Here is a 21,256-nt window from a genome sequence, read left to right as displayed (position 1 = left end):
GCCGTTCGGCGTTATCGCTATCCGCACAGGGCGGTGCGGACGGGGAACGAGCGCTACGGCGCTGTCTGGAGAGCAGGCACACAGTGACTGAAAACGGGGGCGGCCGGAACACGGGTGCGGGCAGCACCGACTCGTGGTTCAAGCCGACGGAGAACCGCTACCGCACGCAGTCGGAGTACCAGGATCCGCTGGAGGGCAAGGACCCGGACGAGACGGTCTTCCCCGACAGCGGCGGCTACTCGGGGCTGAGCACGTCCCGGCCGGCACTGGTGGAGCCCTATCCGGAGGCGCTCGGCGGGCCACCGCAGCCCCCGTACGCCGCGCCGGAGCCGTCCTCTCCGTCGCTGAACCAGGACCCCATCTCCTACCCGGGTGCGGGGGCCGCGGCCTACCGGCCGCTGACACGGATCCCGGGGGAGCCCGTACCCGAGGAGGAGCCCGCCTACCCCGGCGTGGCGGCCAGTGCCCAGGTCCCCCTTCCGCCCGAGACGCGGGAGGACGCCTCCTCATTCTCCGGTGACGGCCTCGGAACCTCTCCGTGGGAGGGGGCCGGGGACGCTCCGGTCTGGGGCGGGGCGCGGTCGGGTTCGGCCGCGCCGTCCTGGGAGGACTCGGAGGAGGCCCGGCCCTCTTCGTGGGAGCCGGAGGAGGCCCGGTCCTGGGATACGTCGGCGGACCTCGCTGCGCCCTATCGGGAGCCGGGTGTGTCCGACGGCGGGCCGGACCAGATGCCTTCGCACGACACCGGTACTTCCTGGACCCCCGCGCAGGACACGGCCGCCTCCTCGTGGGAGCCGGGATCCGCGGCTCCCTCTCCGTGGGAGGGGGCCGGGGACGCTCCGGTCTGGGGCGGGGCGCGGTCGGGTTCGGCCGCGCCGTCCTGGGAGGACTCGGAGGAGGCCCGGCCCTCTTCGTGGGAGCCGGAGGAGGCCCGGTCCTGGGATACGTCGGCGGACCTCGCTGCGCCCTATCGGGAGCCGGGTGTGTCCGACGGCGGGCCGGAGCGGGCCGTCTCCCAGGACGCCGGCGCCTCCTGGGCCCCCTCGCAGGAGACGGCGGCCCCGTACACGGACACCTACGACGACGAACTCTCCGGGACCCCCTCACCCGCCTCGACACGCTTCGACGAGGGGACGCCCGGCACGGGCAGCGGCAACACCTGGGCCTTCGGTCGCGACGACGAACGCCTGCCGGAGGCGGTGCGCGAGGCCGAACGCAGGCGTCGCGAGAACACGCCCTCCGAACCGGAGTACCAGGACTGGGGGCCGGGGCCCTCCGGGCCGGAGACCACCGCCCTCTCCGCTGCGGTCCCCGAGGCCGACGACCCGCTCGCCGCGCTCGCCGACATGCAGACGAGGGCCCGTGAGAAGGACGGCGGACGGGAGGCCGGGTACGAGGTCGACCCCCTGGGCTTCAAGGGCTCCTACGCGGACCACCGGGCGGAGCCCGACGGCAACCGGGCCTTCGACGCTCCGTCGGAGACCGCCCCCCATCCCGCCCGCGAGGAAGGGGACGGGTACCCCGGAACCGGGTACGACGGGGGCGAACGCTACGACCAGGGCTACGGCGAGCCGTACTCCGGCGACCTCCACCAGGACTACGGCGACCCGGACCGCTGGGACCGGCGCGGTGACGAGTCCTACGGCCGGGCCGGAGGGGGCCCGGACCCGCTCGCCGCCGACGCGCACCGCTTCGATCCGGAGGAGCGTCTCCCGGAGGCCGGGTATGCCGGCGGTGGTGTCGTGCCCGGGGTGCCCTCGGACCTGGCACCCCCCGTGCCCTACGTCCAGGAGCCCGTCGCCCCGGGCGAAGAGGAGACCGAGGCTCCCGGGGAGCAGGAGGAGGACCCGGAGTACGACGACGGGTTCACCCCCGCCGACTACGGGATGCCGACCGGCCAGTCGGCGCGCAGGGCCAGGTCCAAACGGCGCCGGGACCCGATCGCCGGCGACTTCCCCGGGTTCGACGACCGCCCCCTGGGTGGGGAGGCCGGGGACGCCTACCCGGGCTACGACAGCATCGACTTCCTCGCCGACACCGATCGGGGGGCGCTGATCACCCTCTGGCTGGGCGCCGCCTCGCTGCTTCCCCTCGTCGGTCTGGCCACCGGTCCGGTGGCTCTGTTCGTCACCGGCCCCAAGGCCAAGCAGAGGATCCGCAGGTCCGAAGGCCGCTTGGACGGTCTGGGCTTCATCAGCGGGGGAACGGTGCTCGCGGCCCTGGGCCTCCTCATCAGCGTGATCTGTGTCGCCTTCTGGTTCGTCCTGTAGCGCACCCGACGGTCTTCTCCGGTCACCGGCCACCCCTGAACGCCAGGTCGAGGGGGTGGCCGGTGCTCCGAACGCCGTGAAGCGCCCCGGACACCGCGATCCTGGAGCGAAGCGCCCCCGGAAGCGAGTAGACTGAGGGCCGACCCACGGCTACGCGAGGATCGAAACTCGCCATGTCGCACACCGCTTTGACCGGGTCACCGGAGAGCGGTAGCCTGTGTGATTGTGCCCGTGAGTCGACGGGTCACACGCGTGTGTGCGGCACCTGAAGCCTCCCGGGAGCGGTCGATTCCTCCCCGGCGACGGCGCAGGCGCGCCGCGCATGTGAACCCCCTCCCATAACGGCTTCCGGCCGGGTGTGTTCGGTTTCGCCGTGCGTTAGAACAGGCGCGACACGCCCGACAGCGGGGGTCGGGGAGATTCGGGAAGTTCAGCAGGTCAATAGCGATATCGGCTACGAGAACCGGCGTAGGTCACGAGGAAGACGGAGACGCGGTGCCCACCATCCAGCAGCTGGTCCGTAAGGGCCGACAGGACAAGGTCGCAAAGAACAAGACCCCGGCGCTGAAGGGGAGTCCGCAGCGTCGTGGTGTGTGCACGCGTGTCTACACCACTACGCCGAAGAAGCCGAACTCCGCTCTGCGCAAGGTCGCCCGCGTGAAGCTGAGCAGCGGCATCGAGGTCACTGCCTACATTCCCGGCATCGGTCACAACCTCCAGGAGCACAGCATCGTGCTGGTCCGCGGTGGTCGTGTGAAGGACCTGCCGGGCGTCCGCTACCGAATTGTCCGCGGCTCGCTCGACACCCAGGGTGTCCGTGGCCGCAAGCAGGCGCGTAGCCACTACGGCGCCAAGAAGGAGAAGTAAGCATGCCGCGCAAGGGCCCGGCGCCGAAGCGCCAGCTCATCACCGACCCGGTCCACGGCTCGCCGCTCGTCACGGCACTGATCAACAAGGTGCTGCTCGACGGCAAGCGCTCCATCGCCCAGAGCGTCGTCTACGACGCCCTGGAGGGTGCTCGCGAGAAGACCGGCCAGGAACCGCTGGTCGTTCTCAAGCGCGCCCTGGACAACGTCAAGCCCGCGCTCGAGGTCCGCAGCCGCCGCGTCGGTGGCGCGACCTACCAGGTGCCGGTCGAGGTCCGCGCCTCCCGGTCCACCACGCTGGCTCTGCGCTGGCTGGTCTCCTACGCGCGCCAGCGCCGTGAGAAGACCATGACCGAGCGTCTGATGAACGAGCTGGTCGACGCCAGCAACGGACTCGGCGCGGCCGTCAAGAAGCGTGAGGACACGCACAAGATGGCCGAGTCGAACAAGGCCTTCGCTCACTACCGCTGGTAGAGCGGCCGGATCGGAACGGACCGAGGGACGACGAGCCTCATGGCTAAGACTTTGCTTGACCTGGCCAAGGTGCGAAACATCGGCATCATGGCCCACATCGACGCTGGCAAGACCACGACGACGGAGCGCATCCTCTACTACACCGGTGTCACCCACAAGGTGGGTGAGGTCCACGACGGCGCCGCCACGATGGACTGGATGAAGGAGGAGCAGGAGCGGGGTATCACCATTACCTCGGCCGCTACCACCACCCACTGGGACGACCACACCATCAACATCATCGACACGCCCGGCCACGTCGACTTCACGGTCGAGGTCGAGCGTTCGCTGCGTGTGCTGGACGGTGCGGTCGCGGTGTTCGACGCCAAGGAGGGCGTGGAGCCCCAGTCGGAGCAGGTCTGGCGTCAGGCCGACCGCTACAACGTTCCGCGTATCTGCTTCGTCAACAAGATGGACAAGATCGGCGCCGAGTTCCAGCGCTGCGTGGACATGTTCCGCGACCGCCTGGGCGCCAACGCGATGCCGATCCAGCTCAACATCGGGACCGAGGGCGACTTCAAGGGCGTCATCGACCTGGTGAAGATGAAGGCCTACGTGTGGAACGCCGAGGCCGCGCTCGGTGAGATGTACGACACGATCGACATCCCCGACGAGCACGCCGACGAGGCCCGTGAGGCGCGCACCAAGTTCATCGAGACGCTGGCCGAGGCCGACGACGAGATCATGGAGCTGTACCTGGAGGGCCAGGAGCCCTCCGAGGAGCAGTTGGTCCCCGCGATCCGCCGCGCCACCATCGCCGGCACCGCCGTCCCGGTCCTGTGCGGCACCGCCTTCAAGAACAAGGGCGTCCAGCCCCTGCTCGACGCGGTCACCGCCTACCTCCCCTCGCCCCTGGACGTCGAGGCCATCGAGGGCCACGACCCCAAGGACGAGACCGAGGAGACCAAGCTCTCCCGCAAGCCGAGCGTCGACGAGCCGATGTCCGCCCTGGTCTTCAAGATCATGAGCGACCCGCACCTGGGCAAGCTGACCTACGTGCGCATCTACTCCGGCGTCCTGACCTCCGGCTCACAGGTGATGAACAGCCTCAAGGGCCGCAAGGAGCGCATCGGCAAGATCTACCGCATGCACTCCAACAAGCGTGAGGAGATCGCGGAGGCCGGTGCGGGCGACATCGTGGCGGTCATGGGTCTGAAGGACACCACGACCGGTGAGACGCTGTGCGAGCAGTCCTCACCGATCGTTCTGGAGTCCATGTCGTTCCCGGCCCCGGTCATCGAGGTGGCCATCGAGCCCAAGACCAAGAGCGACCAGGAGAAGCTGGGCATCGCGATCCAGCGCCTGGCCGACGAGGACCCCTCCTTCCAGGTGTCCTCGGACGAGCAGACCGGCCAGACCGTGATCTCCGGTATGGGTGAGCTGCACCTTGAGGTGCTGGTCAACCGCATGCGCGACGAGTTCAAGGTCGAGGCCAACATCGGCAAGCCGCAGGTGGCCTACCGCGAGACCATTCGCAAGAAGGTCGAGGGCCACGTCTACACCCACAAGAAGCAGACCGGTGGGTCCGGCCAGTTCGCCAAGGTCAAGATCGACCTGGAGCCCCTGGAGTCCGAGAGCGGCGACGCCAGCGGCTACGAGTTCGTCAACGCCGTCACCGGTGGCCGCGTGCCGAGGGAGTACATCCCCTCGGTCGACGCCGGTTGCCAGGAGGCCGCTGAGCTCGGTGTGCTCGCGCACTACCCGCTCGTGGGCATCAAGGTGACGCTCCAGGACGGGCAGTACCACGAGGTCGACTCCTCCGAGATGGCCTTCAAGACCGCCGGTTCGATGGCCTTCAAGGAGGCCGTCAGGCTGGCCAAGCCGACTCTTCTGGAGCCGGTCATGGCCGTCGAGGTCATCACCCCTGAGGACTACATGGGTGACGTCATCGGGGACCTGAACTCCCGCCGCGGACAGATCCAGTCCATGGACGAGCGTTCGGGCGCCCGGGTCGTCAAGGCCCAGGTTCCCCTCTCCGAGATGTTCGGCTACGTGGGTGACCTGCGTAGCCGCACGCAGGGTCGAGCCAACTACTCGATGGTGTTCGACTCCTACGCGGAGGTTCCGTCCGCCGTCGCCCAAGAAATTGTGGCGAAGGTTCGCGGCGAGTAACTCGCCCGCGGACACGTAACCAGTCCGGTCCCGCACCCGCGGGGGCGGACGTCAGATAGCTCTGTACGTCTAGGAGACATCCAGTGGCGAAGGAAAAGTTCGAGCGGACTAAGCCGCACGTCAACATCGGCACCATCGGTCACATTGACCACGGCAAGACCACGCTGACCGCGGCCATCACCAAGGTGCTGCACGACGCGTACCCGGAGCTGAACCCGTTCACCCCGTTCGAGGACATCGACAACGCTCCCGAGGAGCGCGAGCGCGGTATCACCATCTCCGTCGCCCACGTCGAGTACCAGACCGAGGCGCGTCACTACGCCCACGTCGACTGCCCCGGCCACGCCGACTACGTGAAGAACATGATCACCGGCGCGGCGCAGATGGACGGCGCCATCCTGGTCGTGGCCGCCACCGACGGCCCGATGCCGCAGACCAAGGAGCACGTGCTCCTGGCCCGCCAGGTCGGCGTGCCCTACATCGTGGTGGCCCTCAACAAGGCCGACATGGTGGACGACGAGGAGATCTTCGAGCTCGTCGAGCTCGAGGTCCGCGAGCTGCTCAGCGAGTACGAGTTCCCCGGTGACGACGTTCCGGTCACCAAGGTCTCCGCGCTGAAGGCCCTTGAGGGCGACGCCGAGTGGGGCCAGGCGGTCCTCGACCTCATGAAGACGGTCGACGAGTCCATCCCCGAGCCCGAGCGCGACACCGACAAGCCGTTCCTCATGCCGATCGAGGACGTCTTCTCGATCACCGGTCGCGGCACCGTGGTGACCGGCCGCATCGAGCGCGGTGTCGTCAACGTCAACGAGACCGTCGACATCGTCGGCATCAAGGAAGAGAAGCAGAGCACCACCGTCACCGGTGTCGAGATGTTCCGCAAGCTGCTCGACCAGGGCCAGGCCGGCGACAACGTCGGTCTGCTCCTGCGCGGCATCAAGCGCGAGGACGTCGAGCGCGGCCAGGTCGTCATCAAGCCCGGTACGACCACCCCGCACACCGAGTTCGAGGGCCAGGTCGTCATCCTGTCCAAGGACGAGGGTGGCCGCCACACGCCGTTCTTCAACAACTACCGCCCGCAGTTCTACTTCCGCACCACCGACGTCACCGGCGTCGTGACGCTGCCGGAGGGCACCGAGATGGTCATGCCCGGTGACAACACCGCCATGTCCGTCGTGCTGATCCAGCCGGTCGCCATGGAAGAGGGCCTGAAGTTCGCCATCCGCGAGGGTGGCCGGACCGTCGGCGCCGGGCGAGTCACGAAGATCATCAAGTAGGACCCAGGCCGGGGAGCCCCTCATCCGAGGGCGCTCCCCGGCGCGGTGGGCGGGCCGTGCCCGTCACGGCCCGCCCACCGCACCACTCAAGACGTCATCGGGCTCTGTGACGGTGACGCACCGCAGGGGCAAGCCCTGTTGCGGTTTCTCAAGGGAATAGGGGCTCACGGCACACGGCGGTTCCGCCGGGCCTGGGCGTCTGTGACCGGGACTGACACCGTTACGGACACTGAAGCGAAGGACGAACAGGCCATATGGCGGGACAGAAGATCCGCATTCGGCTAAAGGCCTATGACCACGAGGTCATCGACAGCTCGGCGAAGAAGATCGTCGAGACCGTGACGCGAACTGGCGCACAGGTCGCGGGCCCGGTGCCGCTGCCGACGGAGAAGAACGTTTACTGCGTCATCCGATCGCCGCACAAGTACAAGGACTCGCGCGAGCACTTCGAGATGCGCACGCACAAGCGGCTGATCGACATCATCGACCCCACGCCGAAGACCGTCGACTCGCTCATGCGGCTCGACCTTCCGGCGGGTGTTGACATCGAGATCAAGCTTTAAGGACGCACAGACATGGCCACCAAGCAGATCAAGGGAGTTCTGGGCGAGAAGCTCGGCATGACCCAGGTCTTCGACGACGCGGGAGAGATGGTTCCCGTGACGGTTCTGAAGGCCGGTCCGTGCGTCGTGAGCCGCATCCGGACTCCGGACACCGATGGCTACTCCGCCATCCAGCTCGGCTACGGGCAGATCAACCCGCGCAAGGTGAACAAGCCGCTCGGCGACTACCTGCGCAAGAACGACCTGACCCCGCGCCGCCACTACGTCGAGGTTCGCACCGAGGACGCCTCCGAGTACCAGCTCGGCCAGGAGGTCGCGGTGGACAGCTTCGAGAGCGGCCAGAAGGTCGACGTCACGGGTAAGAGCAAGGGCAAGGGCTTCGCCGGTGTGATGAAGCGCCACGGTTTCCGCGGCCTCTCCGCCACGCACGGCACCCAGCGCAAGCACCGCTCGCCCGGTTCCATCGGCGGCTGCGCCACGCCCGGCCGCGTTTTCAAGGGCATGCGGATGGCCGGGCGCGCGGGCAACGTGCGCAAGACCGTCCAGAACCTGACCGTCCACTCCGTGGACGCGGAGAAGGGGCTCATCCTGGTCAAGGGTGCCGTCCCCGGTCCCAACGGCGGTCTGGTGCTCGTCCGCACCGCTGTGAAGGGGGACAAGTAAGCCATGGCCCAGATCGAGGTCACCAGCCCCGAGGGCGGCGCCAAGGGCAGCGTGGAGCTGCCGGAGGACGTCTTCGGTGCCAAGGTCAGCATTCCGCTGATCCACCAGGTCGTGAACGCCCAGTTGGCCGCCGGTCGCCAGGGCACGCACGCCACCAAGACCCGCGGCGAGGTCCGCGGCGGTGGCAAGAAGCCCTACCGCCAGAAGGGGACCGGCCGGGCCCGCCAGGGTTCGATCCGCGCCCCGCAGTACACCGGCGGTGGCACGGTGCACGGCCCCCAGCCGCGCGACTACAGCCAGCGCACGCCCAAGAAGATGAAGGCCGCCGCTCTGCGCGGTGCCCTCTCCGACCGGGCGCGCCACGGCCGCATCCACGTCGTCACCACCTTCGTGGCCGACGACGTCCAGACCAAGCTCACACAGACCGCTCTGAAGGCGCTGCGCCAGGTGACCGGGTCCGACAAGGTCCTGGTCGTGCTGGCCCGCGAGGACGAGCACAACCGGCGAGCCCTGCGCAACCTCCAGGAGGCGCACGTCCTCGACGCGGATCAGGTGAACACCTACGACGTCCTGTACTCGGACGACGTGGTCTTCACCGAAGCGGGCTACGCCGAGTTCCTGGCCCACGCGGCCGGTGCCTCCAAGGCCGCAGAGTCCGAGGAGGACGCCAAGTGAGGATCGCCGACCACCGGGACATCATCATCGAACCGGTGATCTCCGAGAAGAGCTACGGGCTCATGGACGAGAACAAGTACACGTTCATCGTCCGCCCCGACGCCAACAAGACCCAGATCAAGATCGCGATCGAGAAGATCTTCGACGTGAAGGTCGCGAGCGTGAACACGATCAACCGCAAGGGCAAGCGCAAGCGGACCCGCTTCGGTTACGGCAAGCGTCCCGACACCAAGCGCGCGATCGTCGGCCTCGCAGAGGGCCACTCGATCGACATCTTCGGTGTCTGACCTGCCGGGTCTGACCGCTACACACCCAGTAACACGTAAAGGAATGCGCGAAGAAGATGGGCATTCGTAAGTACAAGCCGACGACACCCGGTCGTCGCGGCTCCAGCGTGAGCGACTTCGTCGAGATCACGCGCTCGGAGCCGGAGAAGTCGCTGGTGCGCCCGCTCCACTCCAAGGGCGGCCGCAACGGCCACGGGCGTATCACCGCCCGCCACCAGGGCGGCGGTCACAAGCGCGCCTACCGTGTGATCGACTTCCGTCGCCACGACAAGGACGGTGTGGCGGCCAAGGTCGCGCACATCGAGTACGACCCCAACCGCACCGCTCGCATCGCCCTGCTCCACTACGTGGACGGCGAGAAGCGCTACATCCTGGCGCCCGCCGGCCTGAAGCAGGGCGACCGGATCGAGAACGGCCCGCAGGCCGACATCAAGCCGGGCAACTGCCTCCCGCTGCGCAACATCCCCACGGGTACGTTCGTGCACGCGGTGGAGCTCAAGCCGGGCGGCGGTGCCAAGCTGGGCCGTTCCGCGGGATCGCAGATCCAGCTCCTGGCCAAGGAGGGGCGCTACGCGACGCTGCGCATGCCCTCCGGTGAGATGCGCATGGTGGAGATCACCTGCCGAGCCACAGTCGGCCAGGTCGGCAACGCCGAGCAGTCCAACATCAGTTGGGGCAAGGCCGGACGCTCGCGGTGGAAGGGCAAGCGCCCCACCGTCCGCGGTGTCGTGATGAACCCGGTCGACCACCCCCACGGTGGTGGTGAGGGCAAGTCCTCGGGCGGCCGTCACCCGGTCAGCCCCTGGGGTCAGAAGGAAGGCCGGACCCGGGCCAAGAAGAAGGCCAGTGACAAGCTCATCGTCCGGCGTCGGCGTAGCGGTAAGAAGAAGCGGTAAGGAGCACGTCTGATGCCACGTAGCCTGAAGAAGGGTCCGTTCGTCGACGACCACCTCATCAAGAAGGTGGAAGCGCAGAACGAGGCGAAGACCAAGAACGTCATCAAGACGTGGTCCCGACGGTCCATGATCGTCCCGGACATGATCGGTCACACGATCGCCGTTCACGACGGCCGCAAGCACGTCCCCGTGTTCGTGTCCGAGTCGATGGTCGGCCACAAGCTCGGCGAGTTCGCTCCCACGCGTACTTTCCGCAGCCACGTCAAGGAAGACCGCCGTAGCCGCCGTTAGCGGTTGCAGCAGGCAGTTAAGAACCACGTTCTCCACGGTGAGTGGAGATGAATTTCCGTGAGCGAGGGAAAAGCGATGGGAACGAGGGCTCAGGCACGGTTCGTCCGTGTGACGCCCCGAAAGGCCCGCCGGGTGGTGGACCTTATTCGCGGGTTGCCCGCTGACGAGGCACAGGCGGTGCTCCGGTTCGCTCCCCAGTCGGCGAGTGAGCCCGTTGGCAAGGTGCTGGCCAGTGCCATCGCCAATGCCGAGCACAACGACAAGCTGGACCGCGAAACGCTGGTGGTCGAACGCGCGTGGGTGGACGAGGGTCCGACCCTGAAGCGCATTCGTCCCCGGGGTTTCGGCCGCGCCTTCCGAGTGACCAAGCGGACGAGCCACATCACCGTGGTCGTCGCTGAGAACTCGGGCGCCTCGTCCAAGACGAAGGAAAGGACCCGATAGTGGGGCAGAAGGTAAACCCGCACGGGTTCCGCCTCGGTGTCAGCACCGACTTCAAGAGCCGCTGGTACGCGGACAAGGTCTACAAGGACTACGTCAAGGAAGACGTCGCGATCCGGCGGATGCTGACGCGCAGCATGGAGCGCGCGGGCATCTCCAAGGTCGAGATCGAGCGCACCCGTGACCGTGTTCGCGTGGACGTCTACACCGCCCGTCCGGGCATCGTCATCGGCCGCCGCGGTGCGGAGGCCGACCGTATCCGGACCAAGCTGGAGAAGCTGACCGCCAAGCAGGTGCAGCTCAACGTCTTCGAGGTCAAGAGCCCGGAGACCGACGCCCAGCTCGTCGCCCAAGGCGTCGCCGAGCAGTTGAGCAGCCGTGTGGCCTTCCGCCGCGCGATGCGCAAGGCCATGCAGAGCGCGATCAAGAGCGGCGCCAAGGGCATCCGTATCCAGTGCGGTGGCCGTCTGGGCGGGGCCGAGATGTCCCGCTCGGAGTTCTACCGCGAGGGCCGCGTCCCGCTGCACACGCTGCGAGCCGACATCGACTACGGCTTCTTCGAGGCCCGTACGACGTTCGGCCGCATCGGCGTGAAGGTGTGGATCTACAAGGGTGACGCGCCCGCGACCCGCGCCGAGCGCGAGGCGGCCCGTGCCGCGCAGCGCTCCACAGGCGGCGGTGGTGGCGGCGGTCAGCGCCGTGAGCGTCCGCAGCGCCGTCGGCGCGGCGGTGCCGGCGGCGGCCAGGGCGCCGAGTCCAAGGCTCCGGCCCAGTCCGCGAAGCCCGAGGGGAGCTAACCGTGCTGATTCCTCGTAAGGTCAAGTACCGCAAGCAGCACCACCCGGACCTGCGCGGCAAGGCCAAGGGCGGCACCGAGATCAACTTCGGCGAGTACGGCATCCAGGCCCTGGAGTCGGCCTACGTGACCAACCGCCAGATCGAGTCCGCTCGTATCGCCATGACGCGCCACATCAAGCGCGGCGGCAAGGTGTGGATCAACATCTTCCCGGACCGCCCGCTGACCAAGAAGCCCGCTGAGGTCCGCATGGGCTCCGGTAAGGGTTCGCCCGAGTGGTGGGTCGCCCCGGTCAAGCCGGGCCGTGTGATGTTCGAGCTGTCGGGTGTGCCCGAGGACGTGGCGAAGGAAGCCATGCGCCGTGCGATCCACAAGCTCCCGATGAAGTGCAAGTTCATTAAGCGGGAGGGGGAGTGATGGCGAAGTCCGTGACCGCTGACGAGTTGCGTGACCAGTCCGTCGAGGACCTGGTCGCCAAGCTCAAGGAAGCCAAGACCGAGCTCTTCAACCTCCGCTTCCAAGCCGCCACCGGCCAGCTTGAGAACCACAGCCGTCTGCGCACCGTCAAGCGCGAGATCGCGCGGATCTACACGGTCCTGCGGGAGCACGAGCTGGGCATCATGCCGCTGTCTGGCGCGTCGGCTGAGGAGACGAAGGAAGCAGCCGAATGACTGAGAACCAGACCGCGACCCGCAACTACCGCAAGGTGCGTGAGGGCTACGTCGTCAGCGACAAGATGGACAAGACCGTCGTCGTCGAGGTCGAGGACCGCATCACGCACGCCAGGTACGGCAAGGTCATCCGACGGACGAGCAAGTACAAGGCGCACGACGAGGCGAACTCCTGTGGCGTCGGCGACCGGGTCCGACTGATGGAGACCCGGCCGCTCTCCGCGACCAAGAACTGGCGCGTCGTGGAGATCCTGGAGAAGGCTAAGTAACCCCGGCCTGGTGGCGGCCGACACACGTGGTCGGCCGCCGCCCCCAGGGGTGAGACCACCTAGCCGTGCGGTAGTGGACCGCACGCATCACATCAGGAGCAGACGTGATTCAGCAGGAGTCGCGACTCAAGGTCGCCGACAACACGGGTGCCAAGGAGATCCTCACCATCCGTGTACTCGGTGGCTCGGGTCGGCGCTACGCCGGGATCGGTGACACCATCGTCGCCACGGTGAAGGACGCCCTGCCTGGCGCTGGAGTCAAGAAGGGCGACGTCGTCAAGGCCGTTATCGTGCGCACCGTCAAGGAGCGCCGCCGGCCCGACGGCTCCTACATCCGCTTCGATGAGAACGCTGCCGTGCTCATCAAGGACGGTGGGGACCCGCGAGGCACCCGCATCTTCGGCCCGGTCGGCCGTGAGTTGCGAGACAAGAAGTACATGCGCATCATTTCGCTGGCGCCGGAGGTGCTGTAGGCGATGAAGATCAAATCTGGCGACGAGGTCATCGTCATCGCCGGCAAGGACAAGGGTGCCACGGGCAAGGTCGTCAAGGCCATCCCGCGGGAGAACCGTGTCGTCGTCGAGGGCGTCAACCTGGTCAAGAAGCACAGGAAGGCCAACCCGGCGGGTGGCCAGCAGGGCGAGGTCGTCACGAAGGAGGCCCCGATCCACGTGAGCAACGTTGCGCTCGCGGAGGACGGCAAGGCCACCCGTGTGGGCTACCGCTTCGAGGAAGACGGAACCAAGGTTCGGGTCTCCCGCCGCTCTGGTAAGGACATCTGATGACGGTTACCAACGACATCACGGTCCCTCCGATGCCGCGGCTGAAGGAGAAGTACCGTAACGAGATCGTTCCGGCTCTCAAGGACGAGTTCGAGCTCGGCAACATCATGCAGGTCCCCGGCCTGACCAAGATCGCGGTCAACATGGGTGTGGGCGAGGCCGCCCGCGACGCCAAGCTGATCCAGGGCGCGATCGCCGACCTGTCGGCGATCACCGGTCAGAAGCCGCGGATCAACCGCGCGAAGAACTCCATCGCGCAGTTCAAGCTGCGCGAGGGCCAGCCGATCGGCGCCAGCGTCACGCTGCGCGGCGACCGGATGTGGGAGTTCCTCGACAGGATGCTCTCCCTGGCTCTGCCCCGTATCCGGGACTTCCGAGGCCTGTCCCCGAAGCAGTTCGACGGGAACGGAAACTACACCTTCGGTCTGACCGAGCAGGTCATGTTCCACGAGGTGGACCCGGACAAGGTCGACCGTCAGCGTGGGATGGACATCACGATCGTCACCACGGCCACGACCGACGACCAGGGCCGCAGCCTGCTCAAGCGGCTCGGTTTCCCGTTCAAGGAAGCCTGAGGGGTAAGCACACATGGCGAAGAAGTCCCTGATCGCGAAGGCGGCTCGCAAGCCGAAGTTCGCCGTTCGCGCGTATACTCGGTGCTCGCGGTGCGGCCGTTCCCGCGCCGTCTACCGGAAGTTCGGCCTGTGCCGTATCTGCTTCCGCGAGATGGCCCACCGGGGCGAGCTGCCCGGTATCACCAAGTCGAGCTGGTAGTCTCCGGCGTTTCGGCCCCGCGTCGCGTCCGTCCCCCGGGCGGGTTCCGCGGGGCCGCCACCGGAGGCCGCCGGTCGGCGGTGTGACAGAAGTGGCCGCGTCCGCTGGAGCGGACACGGCTCGGCGATATCCAACCATCAGGGCACGGCAGTCCTCCGGGACCGCGGTGCCCACGACCACGCCGTAGGTCCGTTTGTGCACCCGCACGGGGCGATCCCGTGGACGGGGCAGGCCCTGGGAAGGCCCGCACTCGGAAACCGCGGTGAGGAAGGGCCAATCGGCCATGACGATGACCGACCCGATCGCAGACATGCTGACACGTCTGCGCAACGCGAATTCGGCCTACCACGACACCGTGACGATGCCGTATTCCAAGATCAAGGCGCACATCGCCGAGATCCTCCAGCAGGAGGGCTTCATTCAGGGCTGGCGGAGCGAGGAGGCCCCCGTGGGCAAGAGCCTCGTCCTGGACCTGAAGTACGGCCCCACCCGTGAGCGTTCGATCGCGGGCATCCGCCGGGTCTCCAAGCCCGGTCTGCGTGTGTACGCGAAGAAGGAGAACCTGCCCCGGGTGCTGGGCGGCCTCGGTGTGGCGATCATTTCGACGTCCGGTGGCCTGATGACCGACAAGCAGGCCAAGAAGCACGGCGTTGGCGGCGAAGTCCTCGCCTACGTCTGGTAACAGGGAGAGATTGAAGCATGTCGCGTATTGGTCGACTGCCGATCTCGGCCCCCAAGGGCGTCGAAGTCACGATTGACGGGCAAGACGTCACTGTCAAGGGGCCGAAGGGCGAACTGAAGCACACCGTCGCCGAGCCGATCACCGTCTCCAAGGACGAGTCCGGTGTTCTCACGGTGGCGCGTCCCGACGACAAGCCGGAGAACCGGTCGCTGCACGGCCTGACCCGCGCGCTGATCGCGAACCTCATCGAGGGCGTCTCCAACGGCTACACCAAGACGCTGGAGATCCACGGCGTGGGTTACCGCGTCCAGAAGCGCGGCAACAACCTGGAGTTCTCGCTCGGGTTCAGCCACCCTGTCGTGGTGGAGCCGCCGGAGGGCATCACCTTCCAGGTGGACAAGCCCACGCTGCTCCGTGTCGAGGGGATCGACAAGCAGCAGGTGGGCCAGGTGGCCGCGAACATCCGCGGTCTGCGCAAGCCCGACCCGTACAAGGCCAAGGGCGTGCGGTACCAGGGCGAGCGTATCCGCCGCAAGGCCGGAAAGGCTGGTAAGTAGGCATGTCCATCACCGTGAACCGGAAGCGGACCGCCAAGCGCGCCGTCTCCCGTGCGCGCCGCCAGTTCCGCGGCCGCAAGAAGATCGTGGGGACCGCCGAGCGTCCGCGCCTGGCCGTGTTCCGCTCCTCCAAGCACATCGTCGTCCAGGTCATCGACGACACCAAGGGCCACACGCTGGCCGCCGCGTCCTCCGTCGAGGCGGACGTCCGGGCGGCAGAGGGCACCAAGTCAGACAAGTCCGTGAAGGTCGGCCAGCTCGTCGCGCAGCGCGCGAAGGAGGCCGGTGTCTCCAAGGTCGTCTTCGACCGCGGCGGCAACCGCTACGCCGGACGTATCGCCAAGCTCGCCGACGCGGCGCGCGAGGGCGGACTGGAGTTCTAGCCGATGACCTTTGCAACGGGCAGGATCAACCACGAGATGAGGAACCACTGATGGCTGCAGCACCGCGGCGCGGCGCCGGTGGCGAGCGGCGTGATCGCCGTGACGATCGCCGCGGCGGCGCCGCAGACAAGGGTGTCACCTACATCGAGAAGGTCGTGACCATCAACCGGGTCGCGAAGGTCGTCAAGGGCGGCCGCCGCTTCTCCTTCACCGCTCTGGTCGTCGTCGGTGACGGCAACGGCATGGTCGGTGTCGGCTACGGCAAGGCCAAGGAGGTCCCGGCCGCGATCGCCAAGGGCGTCGAGGAGGCGAAGAAGAACTTCTTCCGCGTCCCCCGCGTCCAGGGCACGATCGTGCACCGGGTCCAGGGCGAGGACGCCGCCGGCGTCGTCCTGCTCCGTCCGGCCGCCCCGGGTACCGGTGTGATCGCCGGTGGTCCGGTGCGCGCCGTCCTGGAGTGCGCCGGCATCCACGACGTGCTGAGCAAGTCGCTCGGCTCGTCCAACCCGCTCAACATCGTGCACGCCACCGTGGCGGCTCTGAAGGGGCTCAACCAGCCCGAGGAGATCGCCGCCCGCCGTGGCCTGCCGATCGAGGACGTCGCTCCGGCCGCGCTGCTGCGTGCCCGTGCCGAGGCGAAGGCGGGTGCCTGACCATGGCCAAGATCAAGATCACGCAGACCCGTTCCAAGATCGGCGGCAAGGTGAAGCAGCACGCTGCTCTCCAGTCGCTGGGCCTGGGCCGGATCGGGAAGTCCACCGTCCGTGAGGACCGCCCCGAGGTGCGCGGTCAGATCACGATCGTCTCGCACCTCGTCTCCGTCGAGGAGGTTGCCGAATGAGCGACTACAGCCCCGACGAGCCGCTCAAGCTGCACCACCTGCGTCCGGCCCCCGGCTCCAACAAGGCCAAGATCCGCAAGGGTCGCGGTGAGGCGTCCAAGGGCAAGACCGCCGGTCGTGGCACCAAGGGCACCAAGGCTCGCAACACCGTGCGGCCCGGCTTCGAGGGCGGCCAGATGCCGCTCATCCGCCGGGTGCCCAAGCTCAAGGGCTTCAGCAACGCCCGGTTCAAGAAGAACTACCAGGTCGTCAACCTGGACCGTCTGACCGAGCTCTACCCCGAGGGTGGCGCGGTCACGGTCGAGGACCTGGTCGCCAAGGGCGCGGTTCGCAAGAACCAGCTCGTCAAGGTTCTGGGTACCGGTGAGATCACCGTCGCCGTGCAGGTGAGCGCCAACGCGTTCTCCTCCTCGGCGAAGGAGAAGATCACCGCGGCCGGTGGCTCCGTCACCGAGCTGTAGGGACCTGTACCGCGATGCGGTCTCGTGGGGGCGTTCACCGGCAGGGTCCGTCAGGGCCAGGCGGTGGGCGCCCCCCGCGCGTTGGAACCGGCCTGTGAGGGTGACCTGATCCTCACGTGGCGAGTGATCACTGTTACAGTGCCATCTGTTCGACCCCCCGGTCTGACGTAATGTGAATACTTCCGAGCACCGGGCACGTGCCCCGTGCTGACGATCTACGACGATTCAGGATCGGCCGCGATGTCTGGAACCCGTTACGCCGCCGACGTGGCGCAGGAGGAGACGTGCTAGGTGCGTTCGTTCGTGCATTCCGCACGCCCGACCTGCGTAACAAGCTGCTGTTCACACTGTTCATCCTGACGCTGTTCCGTCTGGGTGCGGTCATTCCCGTGCCGGGGATCAACTCCGCCGCGATCCGGGACCAGATGGAGGCTTTGCGCTCCGGGGACAGCACCGGCTTGTACGACATGGTCAACCTGTTCAGCGGCGGCGCGCTGCTGCAACTGGCGGTGTTCGCGCTCGGGGTCATGCCCTACATCACCGCGAGCATCATCATCAACCTGTTGACGGTGGTCATCCCCCGCCTGGAGGCCCTCAAGAAGGAGGGGCAGGCCGGACAGGGCAAGATCACCCAGTACACCCGCTATCTCACGCTGATGCTCTCGGTCCTGCAAGCGACCAGCATCGTGGCCATGGCCCGCACGGACATGCTGTTCCAGGGGATCATCCCAGTGCAGGCCTACATGCCCAACCAGGACATCATCACCCTGGTCACCATGGTCTTCGTCATGACCGCCGGCAGCGCGCTGGTCATGTGGTTCGGTGAGCTCATCACCGAGCGCGGTGTCGGCAACGGCATGTCGCTGCTCATCTTCACCACCGTCATCGCGGCCTTCCCGTCCTCGATCATGGGGATGTACGAGGAGCGCTCGGTGTGGGTCTTCTCCATCATCTGCATCGCGGGCCTGGCCCTGATCACCGCGGTGGTCTTCATCGAGCAGGCGCAGCGCCGCATCCCGGTACAGTACGCCAAGCGCATGGTGGGCCGTCGGATGTACGGCGGAAGCTCCACCTACATCCCGCTGAAGGTCAACCAGGCCGGCATCATCCCGGTGATCTTCGCCTCCTCGATGCTGTTCCTGCCGCAGATGATCATCAACTTCGCGGGCCAGGACTCGGACAACATCGTCATCACCACCCTGCGGACCTACTTCCTCGACGTCACGAGCCCGGTGTACATGGGCACGTTCTTCGTCATGATCGTGGGCTTCGCGTTCTTCTACGTCGCGATCACCTTCAACCCCGAAGAGGTCGCCGACAACATGAAGAAGTACGGTGGGTTCATCCCGGGTATCCGGCCCGGGCGTCCGACGGCCGAATACCTCAGCTACGTGCTGACCCGGCTGACGACGCCCGGCTCCCTGTACCTGGGCGTGATCGCTCTGCTGCCGATGGTGGCTCTGGGGGCCACCGGTGCCTCGATGAACTTCCCGTTGGGCGGCACGAGCATCCTGATCATGGTCGGTGTCGGGCTGGACACGGTGAAGCAGATCGAGAGTCACCTCCAGCAGAGGAACTACGAAGGTTTTCTGCGATAAATGCGTGCAGTATTGGTGGGGCCGCCTGGGGCCGGTAAAGGCACCCAGGCCCAGATCCTCGCGTCGGACCTGTCGATCCCTCAGGTATCCACAGGTGACATCTTCCGGGCCAACGTCAGTGGCGGTACCGAACTGGGCAAGAGGGCCAAGGAGTACATGGACCGCGGTGACCTCGTCCCCGACGAGGTCACCAACGCCATGGTCAAGGACCGCCTGTCACAGGACGACACGGCCGGGGGCTTCCTGCTCGACGGGTTCCCCCGCAACGTTCCCCAGGCGGAGAAGCTCGGTGAGATGCTCGCCGACCTGAAGGTCGACCTGGACATCGTCCTGGAGCTCAAGGTCGACGAGGAGGAGGTCGTCAAGCGGCTCTCGGGCCGCCGCTCGTGCTCCGAGTGCGGTCGCGCCTACCACGTCGAGTACGACGCACCCAAGGCGGAGGGCGTGTGCGACGCGGACGGCGTCGCCCTGTACCAGCGCCAGGACGACCGGGAGGACACCATCCGGCACCGTCTGGAGGTCTACCGGGAGCAGACAGCGCCGCTGGTGGACTTCTACGCCTCCAAGGGGCTCCTGTCGGCGATCTCCGCCACGGGCTCCGTGGGCGAGGTGACGGCCCGCGCCAAGGCCGCCATCAAGGAGAAGGCGCGCGGGGCCGACGCCTGATGTTCGGTAGATCCAAGCCGGATGTGCAGCTCAAGACGCCGGAACAGATCGCCAGGATGAGGGCGGCGGGCCAGGTCGTGGCCCGCACGTTGGACACGCTCCGGGCCGCGGTCCGGCCCGGGGTGTCCACCCTCGAACTCGACGCGATCGCGGAGAAGTCCATCCGGGACGCGGGCGCGGTGCCCTCCTTCAAGGGCTACCACGGCTTCCCGGCATCCATCTGCGCCTCCGTCAACGAGGAGGTCGTCCACGGCATCCCCAGCCGGGAGCGGGTGCTCGCGGAGGGGGACCTGCTCTCGATCGACTGCGGTGCGGTCCTGGAGGGCTGGCACGGCGACTCCGCGATCACGCTCCCCGTGGGCGAGGGCCGCCCGGAGGACCTGGAGATGCTCCGGACCTGCGAGGAGGCCATGTGGCAGGGGATCGCGCAGTTGCGCCCCGGACGGACCCTCGGTGACATCGGTCATGCGATCGGCGGGTACATCTCCCGCAACGGCGACTACGGCAACGTCCGCGAGTACGGTGGCCACGGCATCGGTACCGAGATGCACATGGACCCGCACGTGCTCAACCACGGCCGCAGGGGCAAGGGGCTGCGCTTGATGGAGGGCATGTGCCTGGCCATCGAGCCGATGACCACCCTGGGTGGGCACGAGGTCCGCCAGCTCGACGACGGCTGGACCGTGGTGACGCGTGACGGCGAACGCGCGGCCCACGTCGAGCACTCCGTGGCGATCACCGCCGAGGGGCCGGTCGTGCTTACCGCGCGGGAGGAGAACCGCGATAAAATAGCGCAAATGGGGTTCGTCCAGCCGACCTGGTAGCGGATCCGGCGCTCCGCGCCGGTTCGTCCCGGAGGAGATGCGAGGTACGCGCAGTGTCCGACCCGGTTCCTTCCATGCGGACGACCGACGCCGACCGCGACCGTGTCGCGGCGTTCCTCCAGGAGCACTTCGCCCAGGGGAGGCTGGACCAGGACGAGTTCACCGAACGGCTGGGGCGGGCCTACAAGGCCCGGACCGCGGGTGAGCTCGCCGAGATCACCGGGGACCTGCCCGAGCGCGACCTCGCGGACCTGCGGAGCGAGCAGGCGGCGGTGGCGCCTGCGATCGGCATGCGCGACCCCGCGCTGCTGGTGCCCTGGGCGCTCTACGCCGGGGTGAACCTCCTGTGCTTCGTCATCTGGCTCATCCTGTTCCTCACTGGACAGAACACCTATCCTTGGTTCCTGTGGGTGCTGGGGCCCTGGGGCGTCGTGATGGGCGTGGTGACGTTCGGGGTGCTGGCCGCACAGAGGAACCATCCGCACCGCGGCGACGCCGCCTAGGCTCTGATCCAGAGGAACTGCGCCGCGGGCGTCGTTTGAGGGTGGTGGCGGGCGGAGGCACCGCGCTTTTACCGGCACCGGACGCGGTGTAGAGTACTCCGTCGTCCGGAGCACGGGTCCGGAGGCGATAGACTGTCAGGGCCCATACGCGGGCTGTTGGGTCAGTCTGCCTTTCCTGTGCCACGTCTGTGCATCGACGTACGCTCTCGCAGTTGGCCTGAACTTCCAGTGTGTCTCGGCTTCGGTGGTACCACACGCGGTGCCGCCGGGGCTTCGTGCGTGCGCACGGGCACACCGGAGACCCGTCGGGTTGTCCCGAAGAACCGATCGATGAGCGAGGCGTGGAGGACATGGCGAAGAAAGACGGCGCCATCGAGATCGAGGGTTCCGTTGTCGAGTCCCTACCCAACGCTATGTTCAAGGTAGAGCTCGACAACGGGCACCAGGTCCTTGCCCACATCAGCGGCAAGATGCGGATGAACTACATCCGCATCCTTCCCGACGACCGGGTCGTCGTGGAACTGAGCCCGTACGACCTCACACGCGGGCGCATCGTTTACCGCTACAAGTAGCCCGCTCCGGACCGTGGTCCGGA

Annotated in this window: 31 protein-coding genes; all 31 read left to right on the top strand. The window is 67.3% G+C overall.

Going from position 1 to position 21,256, the window contains the following annotated elements; genetic code table 11:
- Positions 1–83 precede the first annotated feature (83 nt).
- The 31 genes from ACFHWE_RS09015 (at position 84) to infA (ending at position 21,233) form a co-directional block, all read left to right on the top strand.
- On the top strand, positions 84–2,270 hold the full coding sequence (locus ACFHWE_RS09015; protein WP_416600212.1) for a hypothetical protein: 2,187 nt from the start codon (positions 84–86) through the stop codon (positions 2,268–2,270).
- Between the two features lie 495 nt (positions 2,271–2,765).
- Positions 2,766–3,137 (top strand): 30S ribosomal protein S12, encoded by a 372-nt coding sequence (gene rpsL / locus ACFHWE_RS09010; RefSeq protein WP_014912437.1) that lies wholly within the window; start codon positions 2,766–2,768, stop codon positions 3,135–3,137.
- Positions 3,138–3,139: 2 nt separating this feature from the next.
- Entirely contained in the window at positions 3,140–3,610 is a 471-nt protein-coding gene (gene rpsG, locus ACFHWE_RS09005) for a 30S ribosomal protein S7 (protein WP_028646519.1), read from the top strand.
- Positions 3,611–3,649: 39 nt separating this feature from the next.
- A complete protein-coding gene (gene fusA, locus ACFHWE_RS09000; RefSeq protein ID WP_028646518.1) occupies positions 3,650–5,761 on the top strand; it encodes an elongation factor G in 2,112 nt (703 codons plus the stop codon).
- Between the two features lie 83 nt (positions 5,762–5,844).
- Positions 5,845–7,038 (top strand): elongation factor Tu, encoded by a 1,194-nt coding sequence (gene tuf / locus ACFHWE_RS08995; RefSeq protein ID WP_416600208.1) that lies wholly within the window; start codon positions 5,845–5,847, stop codon positions 7,036–7,038.
- A 254-nt stretch (positions 7,039–7,292) separates the two neighbouring features.
- The gene (rpsJ, locus tag ACFHWE_RS08990) at positions 7,293–7,601 is read left to right on the top strand and encodes a 30S ribosomal protein S10 (RefSeq protein ID WP_014908366.1); all 309 of its coding nucleotides are present in this window, start codon (positions 7,293–7,295) and stop codon (positions 7,599–7,601) included.
- A gap of 12 nt (positions 7,602–7,613) precedes the next feature.
- Positions 7,614–8,264 (top strand): 50S ribosomal protein L3, encoded by a 651-nt coding sequence (rplC, locus tag ACFHWE_RS08985; protein ID WP_416600206.1) that lies wholly within the window; start codon positions 7,614–7,616, stop codon positions 8,262–8,264.
- Positions 8,265–8,267: 3 nt separating this feature from the next.
- Entirely contained in the window at positions 8,268–8,939 is a 672-nt protein-coding gene (gene rplD / locus ACFHWE_RS08980) for a 50S ribosomal protein L4 (protein ID WP_416600205.1), read from the top strand.
- Positions 8,936–9,226: a 50S ribosomal protein L23 gene (rplW, locus tag ACFHWE_RS08975; protein WP_028646514.1), complete on the top strand. Its 291-nt coding sequence runs from the start codon at positions 8,936–8,938 to the stop codon at positions 9,224–9,226. Before rplD ends, rplW begins: the two co-directional genes overlap by 4 nt.
- 56 nt (positions 9,227–9,282) lie before the next feature.
- Positions 9,283–10,122, top strand: coding sequence for a 50S ribosomal protein L2 (rplB, locus tag ACFHWE_RS08970; RefSeq protein ID WP_028646513.1), 840 nt, complete (start codon positions 9,283–9,285; stop codon positions 10,120–10,122).
- A 12-nt stretch (positions 10,123–10,134) separates the two neighbouring features.
- On the top strand, positions 10,135–10,413 hold the full coding sequence (rpsS, locus tag ACFHWE_RS08965; RefSeq protein ID WP_028646512.1) for a 30S ribosomal protein S19: 279 nt from the start codon (positions 10,135–10,137) through the stop codon (positions 10,411–10,413).
- 75 nt (positions 10,414–10,488) lie between these two features.
- Positions 10,489–10,857: a 50S ribosomal protein L22 gene (gene rplV, locus ACFHWE_RS08960; protein WP_017598542.1), complete on the top strand. Its 369-nt coding sequence runs from the start codon at positions 10,489–10,491 to the stop codon at positions 10,855–10,857.
- Positions 10,857–11,651, top strand: a complete 795-nt coding sequence (rpsC, locus tag ACFHWE_RS08955) for a 30S ribosomal protein S3 (RefSeq protein WP_416600204.1) — start codon at positions 10,857–10,859, stop codon at positions 11,649–11,651. The genes rplV and rpsC overlap by 1 nt, the downstream gene beginning before the upstream one ends.
- Before the next feature lie 2 nt (positions 11,652–11,653).
- A complete protein-coding gene (gene rplP / locus ACFHWE_RS08950; protein ID WP_028646510.1) occupies positions 11,654–12,067 on the top strand; it encodes a 50S ribosomal protein L16 in 414 nt (137 codons plus the stop codon).
- Positions 12,067–12,321 (top strand): 50S ribosomal protein L29, encoded by a 255-nt coding sequence (rpmC, locus tag ACFHWE_RS08945; protein WP_028646509.1) that lies wholly within the window; start codon positions 12,067–12,069, stop codon positions 12,319–12,321. Before rplP ends, rpmC begins: the two co-directional genes overlap by 1 nt.
- Positions 12,318–12,590, top strand: coding sequence for a 30S ribosomal protein S17 (rpsQ, locus tag ACFHWE_RS08940; protein WP_028646508.1), 273 nt, complete (start codon positions 12,318–12,320; stop codon positions 12,588–12,590). The genes rpmC and rpsQ overlap by 4 nt, the downstream gene beginning before the upstream one ends.
- 104 nt (positions 12,591–12,694) lie before the next feature.
- Positions 12,695–13,063 carry a 50S ribosomal protein L14 gene (rplN, locus tag ACFHWE_RS08935; protein ID WP_014911091.1) on the top strand — a complete coding sequence of 123 codons (369 nt, stop codon included), beginning with the start codon at positions 12,695–12,697 and terminating at the stop codon, positions 13,061–13,063.
- A 3-nt stretch (positions 13,064–13,066) separates the two neighbouring features.
- The gene (rplX, locus tag ACFHWE_RS08930; protein ID WP_416600201.1) at positions 13,067–13,372 is read left to right on the top strand and encodes a 50S ribosomal protein L24; all 306 of its coding nucleotides are present in this window, start codon (positions 13,067–13,069) and stop codon (positions 13,370–13,372) included.
- Positions 13,372–13,947, top strand: coding sequence for a 50S ribosomal protein L5 (rplE, locus tag ACFHWE_RS08925; RefSeq protein ID WP_028646506.1), 576 nt, complete (start codon positions 13,372–13,374; stop codon positions 13,945–13,947). Before rplX ends, rplE begins: the two co-directional genes overlap by 1 nt.
- A 13-nt stretch (positions 13,948–13,960) precedes the next feature.
- Complete coding sequence (locus ACFHWE_RS08920; RefSeq protein WP_416600199.1) at positions 13,961–14,146, top strand: type Z 30S ribosomal protein S14; 186 nt, start codon at positions 13,961–13,963, stop codon at positions 14,144–14,146.
- A gap of 283 nt (positions 14,147–14,429) precedes the next feature.
- Entirely contained in the window at positions 14,430–14,828 is a 399-nt protein-coding gene (rpsH, locus tag ACFHWE_RS08915; RefSeq protein WP_028646504.1) for a 30S ribosomal protein S8, read from the top strand.
- 17 nt (positions 14,829–14,845) lie between these two features.
- On the top strand, positions 14,846–15,385 hold the full coding sequence (rplF, locus tag ACFHWE_RS08910; RefSeq protein WP_028646503.1) for a 50S ribosomal protein L6: 540 nt from the start codon (positions 14,846–14,848) through the stop codon (positions 15,383–15,385).
- A 2-nt stretch (positions 15,386–15,387) separates the two neighbouring features.
- Positions 15,388–15,768 (top strand): 50S ribosomal protein L18, encoded by a 381-nt coding sequence (rplR, locus tag ACFHWE_RS08905; RefSeq protein WP_028646502.1) that lies wholly within the window; start codon positions 15,388–15,390, stop codon positions 15,766–15,768.
- A 50-nt stretch (positions 15,769–15,818) separates the two neighbouring features.
- Complete coding sequence (gene rpsE / locus ACFHWE_RS08900; protein ID WP_028646501.1) at positions 15,819–16,421, top strand: 30S ribosomal protein S5; 603 nt, start codon at positions 15,819–15,821, stop codon at positions 16,419–16,421.
- 2 nt (positions 16,422–16,423) lie between these two features.
- A complete protein-coding gene (rpmD, locus tag ACFHWE_RS08895) occupies positions 16,424–16,609 on the top strand; it encodes a 50S ribosomal protein L30 (protein ID WP_017578629.1) in 186 nt (61 codons plus the stop codon).
- Positions 16,606–17,070, top strand: a complete 465-nt coding sequence (gene rplO, locus ACFHWE_RS08890; RefSeq protein WP_028646499.1) for a 50S ribosomal protein L15 — start codon at positions 16,606–16,608, stop codon at positions 17,068–17,070. Before rpmD ends, rplO begins: the two co-directional genes overlap by 4 nt.
- A 284-nt stretch (positions 17,071–17,354) precedes the next feature.
- Positions 17,355–18,668, top strand: a complete 1,314-nt coding sequence (gene secY / locus ACFHWE_RS08885) for a preprotein translocase subunit SecY (protein ID WP_028646498.1) — start codon at positions 17,355–17,357, stop codon at positions 18,666–18,668.
- On the top strand, positions 18,669–19,334 hold the full coding sequence (locus ACFHWE_RS08880; protein WP_416600195.1) for an adenylate kinase: 666 nt from the start codon (positions 18,669–18,671) through the stop codon (positions 19,332–19,334).
- Positions 19,334–20,158: a type I methionyl aminopeptidase gene (gene map, locus ACFHWE_RS08875; protein WP_416600193.1), complete on the top strand. Its 825-nt coding sequence runs from the start codon at positions 19,334–19,336 to the stop codon at positions 20,156–20,158. The genes ACFHWE_RS08880 and map overlap by 1 nt, the downstream gene beginning before the upstream one ends.
- A 53-nt stretch (positions 20,159–20,211) precedes the next feature.
- Positions 20,212–20,661, top strand: coding sequence for a DUF1707 SHOCT-like domain-containing protein (locus tag ACFHWE_RS08870; protein WP_416600191.1), 450 nt, complete (start codon positions 20,212–20,214; stop codon positions 20,659–20,661).
- A 350-nt stretch (positions 20,662–21,011) separates the two neighbouring features.
- Entirely contained in the window at positions 21,012–21,233 is a 222-nt protein-coding gene (gene infA / locus ACFHWE_RS08865) for a translation initiation factor IF-1 (RefSeq protein ID WP_013156135.1), read from the top strand.
- Positions 21,234–21,256 lie beyond the last annotated feature (23 nt).

Source organism: Nocardiopsis sp. LOL_012, assembly GCF_048060475.1.
In the GTDB taxonomy this organism is placed as follows: Bacteria; Actinomycetota; Actinomycetes; order Streptosporangiales; family Streptosporangiaceae; genus Nocardiopsis.
This window is presented reverse-complemented; position numbering and strand designations above follow the sequence as displayed.

Coding starts and splice junctions, on each gene's coding strand:
- ACFHWE_RS08880 (WP_416600195.1), top strand. CDS start 18,669: ATGCGTGCAGTATTGGTGGGGCCGCCTGGGGCCGGTAAAGGCACCCAG.
- rpsE (WP_028646501.1), top strand. CDS start 15,819: ATGGCTGCAGCACCGCGGCGCGGCGCCGGTGGCGAGCGGCGTGATCGC.
- rplX (WP_416600201.1), top strand. CDS start 13,067: ATGAAGATCAAATCTGGCGACGAGGTCATCGTCATCGCCGGCAAGGAC.
- rplF (WP_028646503.1), top strand. CDS start 14,846: ATGTCGCGTATTGGTCGACTGCCGATCTCGGCCCCCAAGGGCGTCGAA.
- rplC (WP_416600206.1), top strand. CDS start 7,614: ATGGCCACCAAGCAGATCAAGGGAGTTCTGGGCGAGAAGCTCGGCATG.
- fusA (WP_028646518.1), top strand. CDS start 3,650: ATGGCTAAGACTTTGCTTGACCTGGCCAAGGTGCGAAACATCGGCATC.
- rplB (WP_028646513.1), top strand. CDS start 9,283: ATGGGCATTCGTAAGTACAAGCCGACGACACCCGGTCGTCGCGGCTCC.
- rpsS (WP_028646512.1), top strand. CDS start 10,135: ATGCCACGTAGCCTGAAGAAGGGTCCGTTCGTCGACGACCACCTCATC.
- rplR (WP_028646502.1), top strand. CDS start 15,388: ATGTCCATCACCGTGAACCGGAAGCGGACCGCCAAGCGCGCCGTCTCC.
- rplO (WP_028646499.1), top strand. CDS start 16,606: ATGAGCGACTACAGCCCCGACGAGCCGCTCAAGCTGCACCACCTGCGT.
- rpsQ (WP_028646508.1), top strand. CDS start 12,318: ATGACTGAGAACCAGACCGCGACCCGCAACTACCGCAAGGTGCGTGAG.
- map (WP_416600193.1), top strand. CDS start 19,334: ATGTTCGGTAGATCCAAGCCGGATGTGCAGCTCAAGACGCCGGAACAG.
- rpmD (WP_017578629.1), top strand. CDS start 16,424: ATGGCCAAGATCAAGATCACGCAGACCCGTTCCAAGATCGGCGGCAAG.
- rpmC (WP_028646509.1), top strand. CDS start 12,067: ATGGCGAAGTCCGTGACCGCTGACGAGTTGCGTGACCAGTCCGTCGAG.
- rplV (WP_017598542.1), top strand. CDS start 10,489: ATGGGAACGAGGGCTCAGGCACGGTTCGTCCGTGTGACGCCCCGAAAG.
- rpsG (WP_028646519.1), top strand. CDS start 3,140: ATGCCGCGCAAGGGCCCGGCGCCGAAGCGCCAGCTCATCACCGACCCG.
- rplE (WP_028646506.1), top strand. CDS start 13,372: ATGACGGTTACCAACGACATCACGGTCCCTCCGATGCCGCGGCTGAAG.
- rpsH (WP_028646504.1), top strand. CDS start 14,430: ATGACGATGACCGACCCGATCGCAGACATGCTGACACGTCTGCGCAAC.
- infA (WP_013156135.1), top strand. CDS start 21,012: ATGGCGAAGAAAGACGGCGCCATCGAGATCGAGGGTTCCGTTGTCGAG.
- rpsJ (WP_014908366.1), top strand. CDS start 7,293: ATGGCGGGACAGAAGATCCGCATTCGGCTAAAGGCCTATGACCACGAG.
- ACFHWE_RS08920 (WP_416600199.1), top strand. CDS start 13,961: ATGGCGAAGAAGTCCCTGATCGCGAAGGCGGCTCGCAAGCCGAAGTTC.
- rplD (WP_416600205.1), top strand. CDS start 8,268: ATGGCCCAGATCGAGGTCACCAGCCCCGAGGGCGGCGCCAAGGGCAGC.